This is a genomic window from Nocardioides cavernae, from assembly GCF_013410035.1.
Taxonomy (GTDB): Bacteria; Actinomycetota; Actinomycetes; order Propionibacteriales; family Nocardioidaceae; genus Nocardioides; species Nocardioides cavernae_A.
This window is the reverse complement of record NZ_JACCBW010000002.1, coordinates 1,379,760-1,398,756: the sequence shown is the minus strand read 5'-3', so window position 1 is coordinate 1,398,756 and position 18,997 is coordinate 1,379,760. Positions and strand designations below refer to the sequence as shown.

17 protein-coding genes are annotated in these 18,997 nt (G+C 73.1%); 7 read left to right on the top strand and 10 right to left on the bottom strand.

The window, feature by feature from the left end; genetic code table 11:
• Positions 1 to 52: 52 nt before the first annotated feature.
• Positions 53 to 814: a hypothetical protein gene (locus F4692_RS14290; RefSeq protein ID WP_179620263.1), complete on the bottom strand. Its 762-nt coding sequence runs from the start codon at positions 812 to 814 to the stop codon at positions 53 to 55.
• A gap of 249 nt (positions 815 to 1,063) precedes the next feature.
• Here F4692_RS14290 and F4692_RS21280 point away from each other — a divergent pair, with 249 nt between their 5' ends.
• The gene (locus F4692_RS21280; protein WP_179620262.1) at positions 1,064 to 3,481 is read left to right on the top strand and encodes a helix-turn-helix domain-containing protein; all 2,418 of its coding nucleotides are present in this window, start codon (positions 1,064 to 1,066) and stop codon (positions 3,479 to 3,481) included.
• Positions 3,482 to 3,519: 38 nt separating this feature from the next.
• Positions 3,520 to 3,981, top strand: coding sequence for a VOC family protein (locus tag F4692_RS14280; protein WP_179620261.1), 462 nt, complete (start codon positions 3,520 to 3,522; stop codon positions 3,979 to 3,981).
• Between the two features lie 31 nt (positions 3,982 to 4,012).
• On the opposite strand, the gene F4692_RS14275 is transcribed toward F4692_RS14280, so the two are convergent.
• Both F4692_RS14275 and F4692_RS20710 read right to left on the bottom strand, forming a co-directional pair.
• Positions 4,013 to 5,806 carry a 3-hydroxyacyl-CoA dehydrogenase family protein gene (locus F4692_RS14275; protein WP_179620260.1) on the bottom strand — a complete coding sequence of 598 codons (1,794 nt, stop codon included), beginning with the start codon at positions 5,804 to 5,806 and terminating at the stop codon, positions 4,013 to 4,015.
• 46 nt (positions 5,807 to 5,852) lie between these two features.
• Positions 5,853 to 6,809: an MOSC domain-containing protein gene (locus F4692_RS20710; protein ID WP_218858424.1), complete on the bottom strand. Its 957-nt coding sequence runs from the start codon at positions 6,807 to 6,809 to the stop codon at positions 5,853 to 5,855.
• 38 nt (positions 6,810 to 6,847) lie between these two features.
• On the opposite strand from F4692_RS20710, the gene nucS reads away from it, so the two are divergent.
• Together nucS and F4692_RS14260 are read left to right on the top strand one after the other, a co-directional pair.
• The gene (gene nucS, locus F4692_RS14265; RefSeq protein WP_179620259.1) at positions 6,848 to 7,534 is read left to right on the top strand and encodes an endonuclease NucS; all 687 of its coding nucleotides are present in this window, start codon (positions 6,848 to 6,850) and stop codon (positions 7,532 to 7,534) included.
• A 9-nt stretch (positions 7,535 to 7,543) separates the two neighbouring features.
• Positions 7,544 to 7,993 carry a DUF952 domain-containing protein gene (locus tag F4692_RS14260; RefSeq protein WP_218858423.1) on the top strand — a complete coding sequence of 150 codons (450 nt, stop codon included), beginning with the start codon at positions 7,544 to 7,546 and terminating at the stop codon, positions 7,991 to 7,993.
• Between the two features lie 7 nt (positions 7,994 to 8,000).
• Here the strand turns inward: F4692_RS14260 and F4692_RS14255 are convergent, their stop codons facing one another.
• The 5 genes from F4692_RS14255 to F4692_RS14235 form a co-directional block, all read right to left on the bottom strand.
• Positions 8,001 to 8,270, bottom strand: coding sequence for a hypothetical protein (locus F4692_RS14255; protein ID WP_179620258.1), 270 nt, complete (start codon positions 8,268 to 8,270; stop codon positions 8,001 to 8,003).
• 33 nt (positions 8,271 to 8,303) lie between these two features.
• Entirely contained in the window at positions 8,304 to 8,927 is a 624-nt protein-coding gene (locus F4692_RS14250; RefSeq protein WP_179620257.1) for a histidine phosphatase family protein, read from the bottom strand.
• Positions 8,920 to 9,837: an FAD-dependent oxidoreductase gene (locus tag F4692_RS14245; RefSeq protein WP_179620256.1), complete on the bottom strand. Its 918-nt coding sequence runs from the start codon at positions 9,835 to 9,837 to the stop codon at positions 8,920 to 8,922. The genes F4692_RS14250 and F4692_RS14245 overlap by 8 nt, the downstream gene beginning before the upstream one ends.
• Before the next feature lie 31 nt (positions 9,838 to 9,868).
• Positions 9,869 to 11,869: a protein meaA gene (locus tag F4692_RS14240; protein ID WP_179620255.1), complete on the bottom strand. Its 2,001-nt coding sequence runs from the start codon at positions 11,867 to 11,869 to the stop codon at positions 9,869 to 9,871.
• Between the two features lie 124 nt (positions 11,870 to 11,993).
• Complete coding sequence (locus tag F4692_RS14235; RefSeq protein WP_179620254.1) at positions 11,994 to 12,302, bottom strand: STAS domain-containing protein; 309 nt, start codon at positions 12,300 to 12,302, stop codon at positions 11,994 to 11,996.
• A 134-nt stretch (positions 12,303 to 12,436) separates the two neighbouring features.
• On the opposite strand from F4692_RS14235, the gene F4692_RS14230 reads away from it, so the two are divergent.
• Together F4692_RS14230 and F4692_RS14225 are read left to right on the top strand one after the other, a co-directional pair.
• Positions 12,437 to 13,021 carry a cob(I)yrinic acid a,c-diamide adenosyltransferase gene (locus F4692_RS14230; RefSeq protein ID WP_179620253.1) on the top strand — a complete coding sequence of 195 codons (585 nt, stop codon included), beginning with the start codon at positions 12,437 to 12,439 and terminating at the stop codon, positions 13,019 to 13,021.
• A 69-nt stretch (positions 13,022 to 13,090) separates the two neighbouring features.
• Positions 13,091 to 16,243, top strand: a complete 3,153-nt coding sequence (locus F4692_RS14225) for a DEAD/DEAH box helicase (protein WP_179620252.1) — start codon at positions 13,091 to 13,093, stop codon at positions 16,241 to 16,243.
• A gap of 27 nt (positions 16,244 to 16,270) precedes the next feature.
• Here the strand turns inward: F4692_RS14225 and F4692_RS14220 are convergent, their stop codons facing one another.
• Positions 16,271 to 17,446, bottom strand: a complete 1,176-nt coding sequence (locus F4692_RS14220) for an MFS transporter (protein ID WP_179620251.1) — start codon at positions 17,444 to 17,446, stop codon at positions 16,271 to 16,273.
• A gap of 68 nt (positions 17,447 to 17,514) precedes the next feature.
• On the opposite strand from F4692_RS14220, the gene F4692_RS14215 reads away from it, so the two are divergent.
• Positions 17,515 to 18,492 carry a LacI family DNA-binding transcriptional regulator gene (locus tag F4692_RS14215; protein WP_218858422.1) on the top strand — a complete coding sequence of 326 codons (978 nt, stop codon included), beginning with the start codon at positions 17,515 to 17,517 and terminating at the stop codon, positions 18,490 to 18,492.
• Here F4692_RS14215 and F4692_RS14210 read toward each other — a convergent pair.
• A complete protein-coding gene (locus F4692_RS14210) occupies positions 18,489 to 18,932 on the bottom strand; it encodes a DUF2550 domain-containing protein (RefSeq protein WP_179620250.1) in 444 nt (147 codons plus the stop codon). The genes F4692_RS14215 and F4692_RS14210 overlap by 4 nt on opposite strands.
• Between the last annotated feature and the right edge of the window lie 65 nt (positions 18,933 to 18,997).

Here is an 18,997-nt window from a genome sequence, read left to right as displayed (position 1 = left end):
AGGAGGCTCGGCGGGCGGCCACCGACCCCGCGGGCGACGAGCGCCGCGGACGTCAGAAGTCGAACCCGTCGAACATGTCGCCGATGCCGTCCCCGATGCCGCCGAACAGGTCGCCGATGCCCTCGCCGATGGCGCCGATGCCCTCGCCGAGGCCGTCGAACCCGCCCCCGAACAGCATGCCCATGAACATCCAGTCCATCGGCGAGAAGGCGCCGAAGTAGCCCTGGGCGTAGGGCTGGTAGGCACGACCGCCCTGCCAGTAGGGCACCCGGCGCGAGCCGACCATCACCTTCCGGATGTCGGGCTCGGCACCCGCACGCACGCGCTCGACGTCGAGCGCGCACGCCGGGACGTCGCGCTGGGCGCCACCGGGCGGGGTCCACGGCACGTCGGCCACGGACAGGCCGTGGCGCGGGTCGAAGAAGCACGGTGGGCGGCGCTGCGGCAGCGGCTCGCCCGCAACCCGGGCACGTACGCACGCCATGGCGTACCGGCCGTCCTCGAGGATCTCGGTGACGTGCTTGACGTCCTCCGCGCGCGTCAGCCCCGCCGCTGCGACCTTGGCCGACTCGTAGGAGTCGAGCGCGCGCTGGTAGTCGGCGTTGGCGCCCGCGTCGAGCGGCTCGCCGGCCAGGTCGATGTCGAGGTCCTGGAGCTCGACGCCGAGGGCGGTGACGTCCTCCTCGGCGAGCTTCTTCACCGGTGCCACCTCGGCCTCGACCCTGGCCAGCTCACGCTTCTTGCCCGTCCTGCCCGCGGTCACCGCGACCGCGGTCAGTCCGCCGAGGACGACCAGCACGAGGACGAGTTCCATGCACCAAGCCTACGCAGGAGCGGCAAGGTGCCCGGGGGTCCCGGGAGACGCCCCGGACGCTGCAGGAGCAGGCCGCCCATCGACCCCCGACGATGTGCGGCCTGCTCCGACAAGCGGCCGGTGCGAGCCGGGACCATCCCCTCGTGCGGTCCCGGCTCCCTCGGCGTACGAGAAGGCTCCCGCGACACCCCGCGTGCCAGCATCCGTAGTCCTACCTAACTCACCTACGTAGGGCGATAGATTCAGTCCGTGCTTGCCCCGTGCCTCGGTCGCGACGACGTCCAGCGTGCGCTGGGCGAGGCCCTCGACGAGTCGCGCTGGGTGACCGTCGTCGGCCCTCCCGGCAGCGGCAAGACGCTGCTCGTGCGGCACACGGCCGCCGGACGGACCGCGACGTCGTGGGTCGACGCCCGCAACCTGCGCAGCATCGACGACCTGCTCGTCGCGGCGCTCGAGAGCCTCGACTCCGAGACCGCTCCCGGCGACTCGCTCGCCGGTGCGCTGGGGCGCGCGGTCGACGGGCGCGAGTGCCTGCTGGTCCTCGACGGGCTCGACCTCGACGCCACCGACGCCGGGCCGGTCCTGCAGTCGGTCCTGGAGGCGACCAGCGACGCGCGGGTGGTCGTCACCTCACGCACCACGGCGGGCGAGCCGTACGAGTCCGTCGTCCGCGTCGGCCCCCTCCCCGTGCCCGCGTCCCGGGCGCCGCTCGAGGGTCCCGCGGTCGACCTGTTCGTCCGGCGCGTGCGCGCCGCCGGCCGGCAGGTCGACCTCGCCGCGCAGGCCCACGAGGTACGCCGCCTGCTGAGCGCGACGGGCGGCCTCCCGCTGCTCATCGAGCAGGTCGCCGTCCAGTCGGCGCTGGTCGGGCTCAGCAACGCCATGTCGACGGTGAGCCTCGACCAGGCGGTCGACTCGGCCCACGACCTGCTCGACCCGTCGAGCGCGACGGCGCTGCGCAGGATCGGGCTGCTCGACTTCCAGGTGGGCCTCGGCGTGCTGGCGCGGGTCCTCGACGTCACCGTCCCCGAGGCGGCCGAGCTCGCCGGCGACCTCGTGCGGCGCAGCCTCGTGGAGGTCGACGCCCACGGCCGCTTCGACATGCTCTCCCCCATCCGCGGCCGCGCCCGGGCGCTCGCCACGGAGGACGACGTACGTGCCGTGCGCGCCGGGCTGGTGTCGTGGGCCGAGGCGCACGCGCCCGCGCACGACAACTTCGGCGCCGCGGACGCCGAGTGGCTGCAGGACCTGCCCGCGATGCGTCAGGCGGTGCTGAGCGCGTGCGCCGACCCGGCCACGCGCGCCGCCGGCTACTCCCTGGCCAACCGGATCTTCTCCTCGCTCTACACCTCGATGCGCGCTCGTGACGCCGTCGAGATCCTCGAGGGCGCGCTCGCCAGCGGCGACGGTCCGCCCGGGCTCGGCGCCCAGATCGCCCGCCGGGCGGGGATCGCCGCCTCGGAGGTGCGCGGCACCTACGAGGGGCTGTGGCTGCTCGACCGCTCGGACCAGCACGCCTCCTCGGCGCCGCGTCCCGAGGAGCAGCTCGCCAAGACGGCCTCGATCCGCGCGGAGATGCACCTCGACGCCGGTGACCTCGCCAGCGCCGAGGCGGAGGCCAGGCGCGCCCTCAGCCTCGACCCCGACGGCTCGATCAGCCGGCAGGCCACCCGCACCCTCGCCGACGTCTATGCCTCGCAGGGCCGCTTCGCCGAGGCCACGCAGGCCGCCACCGAGGCGATCCCGGCGCGCACCACGAGCGACGAGCGCTGGATCGACCTCTCCCTGCGGACCGTGCTCGCCCGCATCGCGCTCGAGCAGGGGCGCATCGCCGAGGCCGTCGCCGGCACCCGCGCCGTCGTGGTCGAGGCGCGCGAGCTCGCCGAGGACCGGGTCGGCCTGCTCGCCGAGACCATGCTGCGCGGCCTCGACCCGACGTGGCAGCCCTCCGAGGTCGTGCGCGAGACCCTGCCGTGGGCCGTACGCCTGCCGGTCCTCGCCCAGGACGGCCGCGACCTGCTGGTCAGCGGCCAGCCACAGCTCGCCGCGGGTCTCGCCGCCGACGTCGTGGCGCTCGCGGACTCCGCCCGGCTGGGGCGCGACGGCGTCGAGGCGCGCCTGCTCCTGGGCCGCGCCCTGGTCGAGCTCGGCGACCTCGACCAGGCCACCACGACCTACCTCACCGCGCTCGACCAGTGCGCCACGATGCGCCTGCCGCTGCGGGCGGCCGACGTGCTCGACGGCCTCGCCGGTGTCGCCCGCGCCCGCGAGCTCCCCGAGGCCCGGGCGCTCGCCGCCGCGGCGTTCGCCCTGCGTACGCCCCGGATGGCGGTGCGCTGGGGCTACTCGGCCGACTACGCCGTCGTGCCGGCGAGCAGGGCTCCCGCGGAGTGGTTCGACGGCGACGACCTGTCGGCCGGCGCCGTGCCGCTGGTCACCGCGATCTTCCACCGGCCGACGTCCGCGCCGTCGTCCGTGCTCGACGCCCTGACCGCGGCCGAGCGGCAGGTCGCCGAGCGGGTGGCCCACGGGCTGACCAGCCGGCAGATCGCGGAGGAGCTGTTCGTCTCCCCGCGCACGGTGGACGCCCACCTGACGCACATCTACCGCAAGCTCGACATCAACACCCGCGCCCGCCTCGCCGCCCTGGTCGTCGACAGCCGCTGAGCCTCGCGACCGTCGGTGGTCGCGGGCAGGATGGCGGCATGAGCCGGACCATCCAGGTGACCTTCGACGCCCACGACCCCCAGACGCTCTCGCGGTTCTGGGCCGAGGCGATGGGCTACGTCAACCCGCCGCCCCCCGGGCGCACCCTCGAGCCGGGCCAGGACCCGTTCGAGGTGTGGCACGCGTTCCTCGCCGAGGTCGGCGTGCCCGAGTCGGAGTGGAACGCCGCCTCCGCCGCCGAGGACCCCGACGGCGACGGCCCGCGGCTGTTCTTCCAGCGGGTCCCGGAGGGCAAGGCTGCGAAGAACCGCGTCCACCTCGACCTCCGTGCCGCGCCCGGACTGCAGGGCGAGGAGCGGATGGCGGCGCTCGAGGCGGAGGCCGAGCGCCTCGTCGCCCTCGGCGCGACGCGGGGAGACCGCCACGAGCCGGCGCCGCCGATGACCGCCGGTCACATCGTCATGACCGACCCGGAGGGCAACGAATTCTGCCTCGACTGACCAGCGGCGACGCGACGCGTGTCGAGACCGATCAGCGCGCGCTGTAGTCCCGGAAGCCCCGCCCGGCCTTGCGGCCGAGGTAGCCGGCGGTGACCAGGTGCTCGAGCAGCGGGGCCGGGGCGAAGCCCGGCTCGCGGAACTCGAGGTACAGCTCGCGCTGGATGGCCAGCGAGACGTCGTTGCCGACCACGTCGAGGAGCTCGAAGGGGCCCATCGGCAGCGCGCAGCCCTGCTTCATCGCGGTGTCGATGTCGTCGGCGGTCGCGTAGTGCGCCTCGAGCATCTTCACCGCGTCGTTGAGGTAGGGGAAGAGCAGCGCGTTGACGATGAATCCCGAGCGGTCACCGCACTTCACGGCGACCTTGCCGACCCGGTCGCAGAGCGCCAGCACCGTCTCGGTGACCGACTCGTCGGTCGCGACCGTGGAGACCACCTCGACCAACTTCATGACCGCGGCGGGGTTGAAGAAGTGCATGCCGATGACGTGCTGCGGGCGCTTGGTCACCCGGGCCATCGCGATGATCGGGAGCGAGGACGTCGTCGTCGCCAGGATCGCGCCCGGCTTGCAGATCTCGTCGAGGTTCTCGAACAGCGTGGTCTTGACCGCGAGGTCCTCCGCGATCGCCTCGACGACGAGGTCGACGTCCCCGAGGTCGTCGAGGGACGTCGTGCCGCGCACGCGCGCCAGCACCTCGGTCTTCTGCTCCTCGGTCGCGCGTCCGCGCTGGATCTGCTTGTCGACGTTCTTCGTGATGGTCGCGACGACCCCGTCGACCTTGTCCTGGCTGCGGCCGGTGTAGAGCACGTCGTAGCCCGCCCTGGCGAAGACCTCGACGATGCCGGCCGCCATCGTGCCGGTGCCGACGACGCCGACGCGGCTGATGTCGTGACGCAGCCGGGGCTGGTCGTCGGCACCCGGGGTGTGGGCGTCGGCGACGACGACGGGCGAGTCCGGCGCCTCGTAGGTGTAGAAGCCGCGGCCGGACTTGCGCCCGAGGAGACCGGCGGTGACGTACTGCTTGAGGATCGGCGCCGGCGCGTGCAGCCGGTCGCGACCTTGCTTGTACATCGTGTCGAGGATCTCGTAGGCGGTGTCGAGGCCGATGAGGTCGAGCAGCGCGAGCGGACCCATCGGGTAGCCGCAGCCGAAGCGCATCGCGGCGTCGATGTCCTCGCGCGAGGCGTACTTGGCCTCGTACATCGCGACGGCGTGGTTGAGGTAGCCGAAGAGGAGGGTGTTGGCGATGAAGCCCGCCTTGTCGCCGCACACGACGGGGTTCTTGCCGAGGTCGACGAGCAGCTGCTGGACGTCGGCGAGGACGTCCGGCTCGGTGACGACCGTGCGGATGATCTCGACGAGGTCCTGCACCGGGGCGGGGTTGAAGAAGTGGACACCCACGACGCGACCGGGCTTGGAGTTGGCGGTGGAGATCTCGGTGACGCTCAGCGAGGACGTGTTCGTCGCCAGCACGGCGTCGGGGCGCACGATGTCGTCCAGGGTGCGGAAGATCGACCGCTTGACCTCCAGCGACTCGACGACCGCCTCGATGACCAGGTCGGCCTCGGCCAGGTCCTGCATCCGGGTGGTGAGCCTGATCCGGCCCAGCAGCTCGGCCTGCTGCTCCACGGTCATCTTCTCGCGCTTCACCGCGCGACCCGTGGAGTGCTCGAGGTGCTCCCGCCCGCGCTGGACCCCCGTGTCGTTGACCTCCACGCCGACGACCCCGTAGCCGTTGCGGGCGAAGACCTCGGCGATGCCGGCCCCCATGGTGCCCAGGCCGATGACGCCGACAGTGGTGAACTCGCGAGGAGCACTCTCAGTCATGGACGCATGCTCCCACGCGATCCGGCCGTCGCGAGTGTGGCAACCGTCACGCCCCGGCGCCGGCGTCGGGACGCCTGACGACCACCTCGTCGCCCGGTCGTACGGGTCCCGGACGGACGACCCGGGCGCAGAGGCCGCGCAGGCGGCGCGGGGTGCCCTCGGGGCCGTTGACGAAGGTCAGCGCGTCCTTGCCGAAGCGGGCGATGAACTTGCCGCACCCGTTGTGCGGCTGGTCGGTCACCACGATGACCGCGCCGTCCGGGCCGCCGATGTGCAGCTCGCTCCAGACCGGGAGGTTCTCGTGCGACAGGTCGAGGTCGACGAACATCTGGTCGCCGGCCAGCTGCTCGCGCTGGGGATCCTGGGCGAGGAACTCGACGAGCCGGTGGTTCATCAGGTTGAGCTGCATGTCGGGGTGGGCCGAGCCGTCGGGCGTACGCCGGCTGCCGCGGGACGCCCAGGTGTCGCCGACGAGGCCGTGGACCACGTCGAGCCGGCCCACGTCGAGCACCTCGCGCTCCCCCGCCGCGGGCCTGCGGACCACGGCGCGCAGCACGCCGACGTCGCGGGGCGACGCGTCGATCGTGGGCAGGACGCCCTCCAGCTCCGCGAGCGTGCGGTGCGCGCGCAGGACGCGCCGCATGAGCACGGTCCCCTCGTCGGCGTGCAGGTCGGCGAGGTGTCCCGGGACGGGCTCGTCGGGCGGCACCTCGGTGAACCCCCGGCCGCCGTAGGAAGGCGCCTCCGACGGGACGAGGGCGGCGAGGGCCTGGCCGTGCCCGCGAGCGGCCAGCCGCTCGCACGCCGCCTCGACGAGGGCGGCGTGCAGGAGCGGGTCACCACCGGGCGCCGCGAGCAGCGCGTGCCCCTTGGCCAGGCTGACGGAGAGGTGCGCGGCGGCGGGCTCGCCGGCGACCATCACGAACCCGGGGCCGTCGACCTCGTCGAGCGCGAGGTGGGCCAGGTCGCGTCGGCGCGCGGGGCGTACGTCGTGCGAGGTCACGGGGTCACTGTAGATTCGCCCGACGTGAGGCTGCATTCATGAGGTTGGTCGTCGCGCGCTGCCAGGTGGACTACGCAGGACGGCTGACGGCCCACCTGCCGCTCGCCACCCGCGTCCTGATGCTGAAGTCGGACGGGTCGGTGCTGATCCACTCCGACGGCGGTTCCTACAAGCCGCTCAACTGGATGTCGCCGCCGTGCACGGTCAGGGAGGGCGTCGCCGAGGACGGGCGCGCCGAGTGGCTGGTGTCGGCGACCAAGTCCGACGACACCCTGCGGATCCTCATCGACGAGGTGCTCCACGACACCTCCCACGACCTGGGCGTCGACCCGGGGCTGCAGAAGGACGGCGTCGAGAAGCACCTCCAGGAGCTGCTCGCCGAGCATCCCGCGACCCTGGCCGACGGCCTCACGCTCGTGCGCCGCGAGTACATGACCGCCATCGGCCCCGTCGACCTCATGTGCCGCGACGCCGACGGCCTGTCCGTGGCGGTCGAGATCAAGCGACGCGGCGAGATCGACGGCGTCGAGCAGCTCACCCGCTACCTCGAGCTGCTCAACCGCGACCCGCTGCTGAGCGCGAAGGGCCCGGTGCGCGGGATCTTCGCCGCCCAGGAGATCAAGCCGCAGGCCCGCGTGCTGGCCACCGACCGCGGCATCGCCTGCGCCCTCGTCGACTACGACGCGCTGCGCGGGATGGACGACGCGGAGCACCGGCTCTTCTAGGCTCGCCCGGTGACCGACGCCGTGCCGGAGCGCATCTTCCACATCGCCACCGCCGCCGACTGGCGTCGCGCGCTCGGGACGGGCACCTACACGACCTCCACGGTGGGCGTGACCCTCGAGGAGGAGGGGTTCATCCACGCCAGCAGGCGCGAGCAGGTGCAGGGTGTCTTCGACCGCTACTACGCCGGGCTCGACGAGGAGCTCGTGCTGCTCACCATCGACCCGGCACGCCTGGCGTCCGAGGTGCGGGTCGAGCCCGTGGGGGACGACACCTATCCCCACGTGTACGGACCCATCCATCCCCGAGCCGTCCTCGAGGTCGCCCCGCTCGACCGGCGCGGGAGGACCGAGACGCTGCAGTCGCTCTGGATCAAGGGCATGGCGAAGCGGATGGGCGTGGCCCTGGTCGTCATGGCCGTGGTCACGCTCGTCGTGCTGGTCGTCGAGCGGCAGGCCTGACAGCGGCTCAGGCCGCCTCGTCGCCCTTCTTGCCGCTCTTCCTGCCGCCCTTCCTGCCGTCCTCGACCGTGGCGTCGATCGTGACGAGCCTGCGCTTCTTGACCGTGTAGCCGGCCGGGAGGGTGCCCTCCTTGAGCATGCGCAGCGGGCAGCGGTTGCACTTCGTCGAGGAGACGCAGCACTTCTTCTTGGGAAGCTTGGCGACCTTCGCCCCGCCCTTCTTGCCCTTCGGCTTGCTCTTCGGCCTGTCCTTCGCCGCGTCCTTGGACTTCCCCACGCCGCGAGCGTACACCGCGAGAGTTAGGCCAGGCTAACCTCGCCCATCGTCCAGACGGGTCCCCACCCACGAGCGCGCGACCCAGCCGTCGGCGTCACCCTCGAGCGCGACCACACCGCCGTTCGGCAGGGGAAGGTCGCGGGCATGGCCGCTCGCGAGGTTGCGGGCGAGCGCCGGGAGGGCCAGGCACATCACTCCCCCGTGGCTGACGACGAGGACGGACTCGCCGCGGTGCGCGTCGGCGACCTCCTCGAGGACGAGGCGGCAGCGCTCGACGATCTCGTGACCGCTCTCGCCACCGGGGACCCGCGCGTCCAGGTCGCCGTCGAGCCAGGCCGCGAAGGTGGCAGCGAGGGGATCCGGCTCACCCGAGGTCCCGGCCGCGTCGCCGACACCGAGCTCGCGCAGGCCCCTGCGCACCACCACGTCGACGCCGAGCACGCCGGCCACGATCTCGCCGGTCTGCACGGCACGGGCCAGGTCGCTGGTCCACACCCGGGTGATCCGCTGCGGGGCGACCTCCTCGGCCAGCCGCCGCGCCTGGTCGCGACCGAGCGACGTCAGCCAGCCCCCGTCGTCGCTCAGCAGGTCGGACTCGTAGGTCGCGTCAGCGTGCCGGGCGACGAACAGCCGCGCGGCGCACTGGAGGTCAGTCATCGACCGACCGCACCACGTCGTCGGCGCAGCCCCACGACAGGGTCACCCCGGCTCCGCCGTGCCCGTAGCAGTGCACGACGTCGCCCACCCTCTCGAGCCGCACCTCGGGACGGGCCGGTCGCAGGCCCACCTTGTGCCGCAGCACCCTGGCCCCCTCCAGCGCGGGCACGAGCGCGGTGGCGCGGTGGAGCACCTGCTCGGCGACGTCCGGGTCGGGCGTACGGCTCCACTCCCCGTCCACCTCCGTGCCGCCGAGCACCACCTCGTGGATCCGCGGGACGATGTAGGTCAGGCCGTCGCCGTCGAGCGTCCAGCGGTCGAGCCCCACCTGCTCGACGACGACCACCTGACCGCGCACCGGCCGGACCGACGGGTCGGCGCCGGAGTGGCGCGCACCGAGACCGGTCGCGTTGACGACGAGGCTCCCGTCCTCGGGCAGGGTGGAGAGGTTCATCCGGGTGAGGGTGCCTCCCAGCCCCTCGATGCGCGAGACCAGCCAGCGGAGGTACACCGGCATGTCGACGACCGGGCTGGAGAAGGTCCGTCCGTCGGCGTAGCCGGGCGGCAGTGCCGTCTCGCGGTCGAACGACGGCACGGCGTCGCGCCACCACGGGTCGGGCTGCGGGGACCGCAGCAGCTCGGTGCCGGTCAGCATCCGCACGCCCGTGCGCTCGTCGCCGGCCAGGTCGGCGAACGCGGAGTACGCCGCCGCCGACCACGACGTGACCCGGTCCTCGGCCCGGGCGCCGAAGGGGTACCAGAGCGCGGCCGCCACCGCCGAGGTCGTCTCCAGCGGGAGGTCGCGGGCGACGACGTCGACCCGGTGGCCCGCCTCCAGCAGGCGTACGGCGCAGGTCAGCCCGACCACACCGGCACCCACCACGATCACACGTCGACCCCGACTGGACATGCGTGCAGTGTGCCAGCCGGTGCGTCCGCGGTCAGTCGAGCCCGTGGGCCTCCCGGATCACGTCGACGATGCCGCCCATGATCTCGGTGAGGCCGTAGTCCTTGGGGGTGTACACCGCGGCCACGCCGAGCTCGCGCAGGCGGCGGCCGTCGGAGTCGGGGATGATCCCGCCGACGATGACGGGGACGTCGGTGAGGCCGGCGTCGCGCAGGCCGTCGAGCACGTCCGGCACGAGCTCCATGTGCGACCCCGACAGGATCGACAGCCCGATGCAGTGCACGTCCTCGGCGACCGCGGCGGCCACGATCTGCTGGGGCGTCAGCCGGATCCCCTGGTAGATGACCTCGAACCCGGCGTCCCGGGCCCGGACGGCGACCTGCTCGGCGCCGTTGGAGTGTCCGTCGAGCCCGGGCTTGCCGACCAGCAGCCGCAGCCGGCCGCCGAGCTCCTCGCCCGTCGTGCGGACCCGGTCGCGCACGGCGGACAGCTCCGCGCCGGCCTCCGCGACGACGGCCCCGGTCACGCCGGTGGGCCCGCGGTACTCGCCGAAGACCTCGCGCAGCGTCGCCGCCCACTCCCCCGTCGTCGCCCCGGCGCGGGCCGCGACCAGCGTCGGCGCCATCAGGTTCTCGTCGGTCCTCGCCGCCGCTGCGAGGGCGGCGAGGGCCGCGGCGACCTCGGTCTCGTCGCGCTGTCCCTTCCACGCCTCGACGCTCGCGCGCGCCGTACGCTCCGCCTCCGGGTCGGCGGCCATGATGGCGCCGTCGAGGTCCGCGGTCAGCGGCGAGGGCTCGGTCGTCTCGAACCGGTTGACGCCCACGATGACCTCCTCGCCCGACTCGATCCGTGCACGGCGCGCGGTGTGGGAGGAGACCAGCTCGGACTTCATGTAGTCGACGGCGGCGATCGCCCCGCCCATCGCCTGCACGCGGTCGATCTCGGCCCTCGCGCCCTCGACGAGCTCGGCGACCTTGGCCGCGATGACGTGCGAGCCGTCGAAGATGTCGTCGTGCTCGAGCAGGTCGGACTCGAAGGCGAGGACCTGCTGGAGGCGCAGCGACCACTGCTGGTCCCACGGCCGCGGCAGGCCGAGGGCCTCGTTCCACGCCGGGAGCTGCACCGCACGCGCCCGGGCGTTCTTCGACAGCGTCACGCCGAGCATCTCGAGCACGATCCGCTGGACGTTGTTCTCCGGCTGCGCCTCGGTGAGGCCGAGCGAGTTCACCTGCACGCCGTAGCGGAACCGGCGCATCTTGGGGTCCTGCACGCCGTAGCGCTCCTGCGTGATCTCGTCCCAGAGCTGGACGAAGGCCCGCATCTTGCAGGTCTCCTCGACGAACCGCACGCCGGCGTTGACGAAGAACGAGATCCGCCCGACGACCTTCTCGAAGTCGTCGTCCGACACCTGTCCGGCGTCCCTGACCTGGTCGAGGACGGCGATCGCCGTGCTGAGGGCGTACGCCAGCTCCTGCGTCGGCGTCGCGCCCGCCTCCTGCAGGTGGTAGCTGCAGATGTTGATGGGGTTCCACTTCGGGATGCGGTGGACCGTGTAGGCGATCATGTCCGCGATCAGCCGCATCGACGCCTCGGGCGGGAACGCGTACGTCCCCCGCGAGAGGTACTCCTTGATGATGTCGTTCTGGGTGGTGCCGGCCAGCTGGGCGGCGACCTCCTCCGGCGACAGGTCCGGGTTCTGCTCCTCGGCCACCACCTGGTACATCGCGAGCATCCACATCGCGACGGCGTTGATGGTCATCGAGGTGTTCATCTCGGTGAGCGGGATGTCCGCGAACAGGGTCCGCATCTCGCCGAGGTGCGGCACCGGGACCCCAACCTTGCCGACCTCACCGCGGCTGAGCGGGCTGTCCGGGTCGTAGCCGGTCTGGGTCGGGAGGTCGAACGCGACGCTCAGGCCGGTCTGCCCCTTGGCCAGGTTGGTGCGGTAGAGCGCGTTGGACGCCTCGGCCGTCGAGTGGCCGGCGTACGTGCGCATCACCCACGGGCGGTCCTTCTGCCCTGCCGATTCGCTCATGGCGACACAGTAGGACGCTGGTTACCGGGCAGTCACCGGCTGATCGTGTGACTGATGCCTCACGCGCGGAGGCTTGCGGGAGGGGTGTGTAGGCAGCCGTGGAGCCGGCCGCGGACCGTCCCGCTCAGGCGGTCGCGGCCGCCCGCTCGACCTCGATCGCGTGCGCGAGCCGGGTCAGGTGCGCCATCCGACGCACGGCCGGACCGGGGTTGCGGACCGTCAGGTGGTGCCCCGACAGCCAGGCGGCCCGGGTGGCGACGGCGAGCAGGCGGAGCGCGGTGGCGTCGATCGTGGTCACGTCGGTCATGTCGATGACCACGTCCTCGTCAAGACCCTCGAGTCGCGCGTAGATCGCCTGGCGCACCTCCCAGGTGCTCCGCACGTCGAACGACCCGTGCAGGACGAGCGTGTGACCCTCCGAGACGATGTCCATCCGGTGCTCCTCACCGGCGTCCCCCGACGCCCCTGGCAGTGACTGCTGTCACTCCTACTGACGCAGTTGTACCCCGACCGGTTGCTTCCATGCCTCACCTTTTCCGGCGGGTCGCGATCAGTAGGCTCGCCGACATGGTGAACCTGACGCGCATCTACACCCGCACCGGCGACGCCGGGCGGACCCGCCTCGGCGACATGAGCGAGACCTCCAAGACCGACCTCCGCCTCGAGGCGTACGCCTGCGTGGACGAGGGCAACGCCCACATCGGCGTCGCGCTCGCCCACGCCGCGACCGACGGCAGCCTCGGAGAGGACGTGGTCGCGGTGCTCACGCGCGTGCAGAACGACCTCTTCGACGTCGGCGCCGACTTCTCCACCCCGGTCGTGCCCGACCCGGCGTACCCCCCGCTGCGCGTCGAGCAGGACTACGTCGACCGGCTCGAGGCGTGGTGCGACCACTACAACGAGGAGCTGCCCGCGCTGCGCTCGTTCATCCTCAACGGCGGCACCCTCGGCGCCGCCCACCTCCACGTCGCGCGCACCGTGGTGCGTCGTGCGGAGCGGGCCGGCTGGGCGGCCTGGGCCGAGCACGAGAACACGATGAACCTCCTCGCGATCACCTACCTCAACCGGCTCTCCGACCTCCTGTTCATCCTCGCCCGGCACGCGAACCGGGAGAACGGCGACGTGCTCTGGGTGCCCGGGGGTGAGCGCTGACCCGCCACCGCGGCAGCCTGTGGAGAGACCGTCGCTGATGTCCGTGGGCGCTGACACCATGGGCGTGCCATGGACATCCGCGACGCCCTGACCGCGACCTACCTCGCGCGCTTCTTCGACCTCGGGACGCTGCTGCGTGCCCGCGACTACGTCGGCGTCGTCAGCGACCTCGCGATCGTCCACGAGACCACGGGCAGCCTGTCCGTGACCGCATCGGTCCCCGGGAGCGCGGCAGTGCCCTACCGGGTGCAGCTCCACGCCGAGGTCGACGAGACCGACGACTGGCTCTTCAGCTCCTGCACGTGCCCGGTGTCGCGCATGTGCAAGCACGGCGCGGCCGTCGCCCTCCGCCTGCGCGGCCCCGCGCGCACGGTCGAGCCCGGCGAGCCCGTGTGGCGCCGGCAGCTCGACCGGTTCGGCGACGAGGTCGCGGCGCGTGCCCGCGCCACGTTGTCCGGCCAGCGACTGGGTCTCGAGCTGGTCCTGCGGCCGCCGACGCGGTGGTCGCGCGGGGAGGCCGGAGAGATCACCATGCGACCGGTGCGCCCGGGCGCGCGGCGGGGGTGGGCACGCAGCGGGGCCGAGTGGGGCGACCTCGCCGGCCCGGTCGCGCTCACCCGGTTCGTCCCGGCGCAGGTCGAGGCGCTACGGGTGCTGCACCGCGGGCTCGTCTCCCGTCACACCTACCTCGTCGCGGGTGCCGCGCCGGCGCTGGACGACTACGGCGACCGCCTCGTGCCCGCCCTGCGAGCGGCGGTGGCGGCCGGGGTCACGCTCGTCCCCGGCGCCGGCGTCGCCTCGGTCGACCTGGCCGACGAACCGGCCGCGGTCGTCGCCGACCTCAGGGAGGTCGACGGACGCCCGACGCTGGAGCTGTCCGTCGACGCCGGTGGTCGCCGGTGGCGCGGCCACGCCGTCGTCCCCGTGGGTCAGCCCGCGACGTCCGTGGTCCTCGTCGACGGCGACGACCTGGTGCTGGCCGACCTCGCAGAGCCGTGCCCGGACTCGGTCATGGACCTCGTGCTCGGCCGTCCCGTGGTGGCGCCCGCCGAGGACCGCGACGACTTCGTGGACGCACTCGGACCGCTCGCCCGACGGGTGCGCCTGGAGTCCTCCGACGCCTCGATGGCGCTCCCCGCGCCGCTGCGACCCGTCCTGCACCTCACCGTCACCTGGCGCTCCGCCACCCACGCCGAGCTCACCTGGGCCTGGGCCTACGGCGACCACAGGTGCGGGCTCACCGATGCCGACGTGCTGGCGGGCCTGCGCGACCCGGTCGCCGAGCAGGACGTCCTGGCCCGCGTGCCGAGCGGCCTGCTCGCCACCTCCGCCGCGACGGGCGGTGACGCGCTGGCTCTCGCGCTGCACGACCTCCCCCACCTGCGCACGCTCGACGACGTCGCCGTCGACGAGGTCGAGCCACCCGAGTTCCGCGAGTCCGAGTCGGCTCCGCTGGTGACCTTCACCCTGGCGGAGGCTCAGCCCGACCACACCGACTGGCTCGACCTCGAGGTGCTGGTCAGGGTCGACGGTGAGGCGGTCCCCCTGCCCGAGGTGCTGGCCGCGGTGACCCGGGGCGAGGACTACCTCGTCCTGCCGAGCGGCACCTACGTCGCCCTCGCCCGACCCGAGTTCACCCGGCTCCACGATGCCGTCGCCCTCGCCGCGCAGCTGCGTGACGCGCGGGAGGACCGCATCAGCGTCGGCACCGCCGACCTCGGCGTGTGGGCCGAGCTGGCCGAGGTCGGTGTGGTCGACGACCGTGCGGCGGCGTGGGTGGAGCGGGCGACCGCGCTCCGCGACCTCGCCGACGTCCCGCGGCCGGAGCCGGTGGGCCTGGCGACGTCGTTGCGCCCCTACCAGCTCGAGGGATTCTGGTGGCTCGCGTTCCTCCACCAGCACCGCCTCGGCGGGATCCTGGCCGACGACATGGGACTGGGCAAGACCCTCCAGGTGCTCGCCCTCGTCCAGCACGCCCGCGCCGAGGGCTCGACCGGTCCCTTCCTCATCGTCGCGCCGACGAGCGTGGTCTCCGCGTGGCGGTCCCAGGCGGCGACCCACGCCCCCGGCCTCCGCGTGGGGGTGGTGCGCCGGCGCAGCGACGACGTGGCGGCGATCGCGCTCGGCCACGACGTCGTGGTGACCACCTACTCCGTGCTGCGCCTCGAGCGCGAGCAGTTCGCGGCGCGCCACTGGGGCGGGCTGGTGCTCGACGAGGCGCAGCAGGTCAAGAACCACCAGAGCAAGACCTATGCCGCCGCGCGGGTGGTCGAGGCCGACGTCCGTCTGGCGGTGACGGGCACCCCGTTCGAGAACCGCCTCATGGAGCTGTGGACGCTGCTCTCGCTGACGGCACCCGGGCTCTACCCCACGTCCCGTCGCTTCCGCGAGGTGGTGGTGGTCCCGGTCGAGAAGGAGGGCGACGACGCTGCCCTCGACCGCTTCCGCGCGCGGATCCGTCCGTTCGTCCTGCGACGCACCAAGGACCTCGTCGCCGCGGACCTCCCTCCCCGCCAGGAGCAGGTGCTCGACGTCGACCTGACCCCACGTCATCGGCGGATCTACGACACCCACCTCGCGCGCGAGCGCCAGAAGATCCTCGGCCTGGTGGAGGACTTCGGCCGCAACAGGGTGGCGATCTTCAGCGCCCTCACCCGGCTCCGGCAGCTGGCGCTCGACCCGGCACTGGTCGACGCCGGGCACGCCGAGGTCGGCTCCGCCAAGACCGACCTCCTCGCCGAGCACCTGGTCGAGATCACCGCGGAGGGGCACCGCGCCCTGGTCTTCAGCACGTTCACGACCTTCCTGCGGCGCGTGCGCGACCGCCTGACCGACGAGGGGGTCGCGACCGTCTACCTCGACGGCGGCACCCGGGACCGGGACGCGGTGATCGAGGCGTTCCGGTCCGGCGAGGCGCCCGTGTTCCTCATCAGCCTCAAGGCGGGCGGCACCGGACTGACCCTGACGGAGGCCGACTACGTGTTCCTCCTCGACCCCTGGTGGAACCCCGCGGCGGAGGCCCAGGCCGTCGATCGCGCGCACCGGATCGGCCAGACGAAGCCGGTGCACGTCTACCGTCTGGTCGCGAGCGACACGATCGAGGAGAAGGTGATGGCGCTCAAGGCGCGCAAGGCCGAGCTGTTCGCCAAGGTCGTCGACGGGGGCGGTGCCAGCGCCACCGGGATCACCGCCGACGACATCCGCGGGCTCTTCGACGGCTGATCGGGTGCCCGGGCGGCCCGAGCACGCCTAGGAGGTGGCGGCGGCGGGCGTACGCTGCTCGCGCGCGGCCGGCACCACCAGCGCGGCCGGCATGAGCAGCACCGCGACCACGAGCAGCGCCTTGAGGGTGCCGACCTCGTCGCCGACGAAGCCGAGGAACGGCGGTCCGGCGAGGAACGCGGCGTAGCCGATCGTGGAGACGACGCTGACCCGTGAGGCGGCCCGGACCGGGTCGTCGGCCGCGGCGCTCATCCCGACGGGGAAGCCGAGCGACGCCCCCGCCCCCCACAGCACGATGCCCACCACGACGAGGGCCGGCTCCTCGGCGAAGACGATCAGCAGCACGCCGGCCGCGGCCACGACCATCGTCGCCCAGAGCACCGCCACGCGGCCGAAGCGGTCGATCAGACCGGTCCCGGCGATCCGACCGGCGGTCATCGCCGTGACGAACACCGCGAAGCCGGCGACGCCCATCGCGTGCGACACGTCGTGGCCGTCGACCAGCGCGACGGCGAGCCAGTCGTTGGCGGTGCCCTCGGTCATGGCCAGGGCGAGCACCATCACGCCGATGAGCAGGGTGCGCGGCTCGAGCCAGGCGCGGGCGGCGGAGACCTTCGGCTGCTCGTGCGCCTCGTCCCGCTCCGCCACCGGCAGGAACGCGGGCGAGGCGCGCAGCACCAGCACCAGCGCGATCAGCACGACACCGACCAGGTGCACGACTGCGGGCAGGTCGAGCTCGACCAGCAGGGCGCCGACCAGCGCACCCACCACGGTCCCACCGCTGAACCCGGCGTGGAAGCGCGGCATGATGGTGCGGCCCAGCCCGCGTTCCACCTCGGCCGCCTCGACGTTCATCGCGACGTCCCACACGCCGATGCCGACGCCGTAGACCAGGAGGCCGGCGACGGCGAGGGGCAGGACGTTGCCCAAGGCCAGGGCGGCCGCGAGCATGCCCGCTGACGCGGCGAGCGCACCCACCCGCACCACGCGGACGGTCCCCCACCGGTTGATGGCGGCGCCGGTCGTCGGCAGGGCGACGACCGACCCGACGGCGATCGCGAGCAGGACGAGCCCGAGCTGGCCGTTGGTGAGGTCGAAGCTCTCGCGCACCTCGGGGATGCGTGAGACCCAGCTGGAGAAGACCAGGCCGTTGAGGAAGAACGTCAGCCCCACGGCGTTGCGGGCGGCGGTCAGGGTCGGCACGGGCTGCTCCTCGGGCGTACGGCATCGAAACGATTCGATCGAATCGTTTCGATGCTAACCTCTCCCCCGTGTCCGGACCAAGCCGCGCGCCCACGATGGCCGACGTCGCCGCGACGGCCGGGGTCTCGCTGTCGACGGCATCCCTGGCTTTCTCCGGCAACAAGCCGGTCTCCGCAGCGACCCGCGAGCGGGTGCTGTCCGCCGCCGCCCAGCTGGGCTACACCGGCCCCAACCCCCTGGCCCGCAACCTCCGCCAGGGGCGCAGCGGCGTCGTCGGCATCGCCGTCGGCCCCCTGAGCACGGCCTTCCGCGACCCGGCCGCGCTGCCCATGCTCGACGCCGTGTCTCAGGTGCTCGAGCGCGAGGGCCTGGGGCTCCTGCTCATGGGCGAGGGCGACGAGCACGCGGCGCTGCCCCTCGACGCGGTGATCTACGACATCTGCGGTCGTGAGACCTGGGACGCGTACGCCGACCTCGCCGCCCGCGACGTCCCCGTCGTGGTCGTCGAGGGCCCGTCGTGGCCGGGGAGCACCTTCATCGACATCGAGCACCACGCGGGAGCGACCGCCCTCGCCCGCCACCTGCACGACCTCGGGCACCGACGCGTCGCCACCGTGACGCTCGCGCCCTCCCACCCCCAGCGCGAGCGCGAGGCCGGCCTGCGCGAGGTGTTCCCCGACGCAGCAGTCGTCGGAGCCTGCGAGAGCGACCTCACGGCCGCCCAGGAGCTGGTCGGGCCCTGGCTGGACCACGGTCCCGGGGCGACGGCCGTCGTGTGCCAGAGCGACGTGCAGGCCGCCGGGGTGGTCCTGGAGGCGCGGCGCCGCGGGCTCGACGTGCCGGGCGACCTGAGCGTCGCGGGCTTCGACGGGGTCGCCACCCCGTGGCTCGACCTCGAGCTCACCACGGTGGTGCAGCCGCTCGCCGAGAAGGGCCGGGCCGTGGCGCGGGCCGTGCTCGACCGGATCAGCGGCACGGACACCGCCGACGTCCTGCTGCCCGTCGAGCTGCGGGTCGGCGGCTCCACCGGCCCCGCCCGGAGCTAGCGTCGGTTCCAGTCGGTGCCGGGGGGCCCGGACTCCAGCCACGACTGGAAGCCGGTGAGCGACGCCTCGCTCATCGCGATCTCGAGCGGCTCGCCGTCGTAGTGGCACGACGCCACGACGTGCCCGTCGTAGAGCGACATCTCCTCCGCCCCGGCCGGCGCCCGGCGCCCGGAGTACTCGAGCAGGTCGCGGGCCCACACGCGCTTGGGGCGCGGCGAGAGCGAGAAGATGCGGAACCACTCGAGCGACTGCCCGGAGTAGCGGCCGATGCCGAGCAGCCAGCCGCGGCCCGGGTGCTCGGTGCGGACCCGGTAGCTCAGCTCGAAGGTGCCGCCGTGGCGCGCCAGGAAGCGACGCCGGACGATGAGGGAGATGCCGTAGAGCAGGGCGAGGAGGAGGACGAGCCCGACGATGTCGAGCACCCATTCCCAGACCGGCATCCACACCCCTCACAACGCAGTGAGCGCACGAACCGGACGGTTCGTGCGCTCACCCTAGCGGTGCG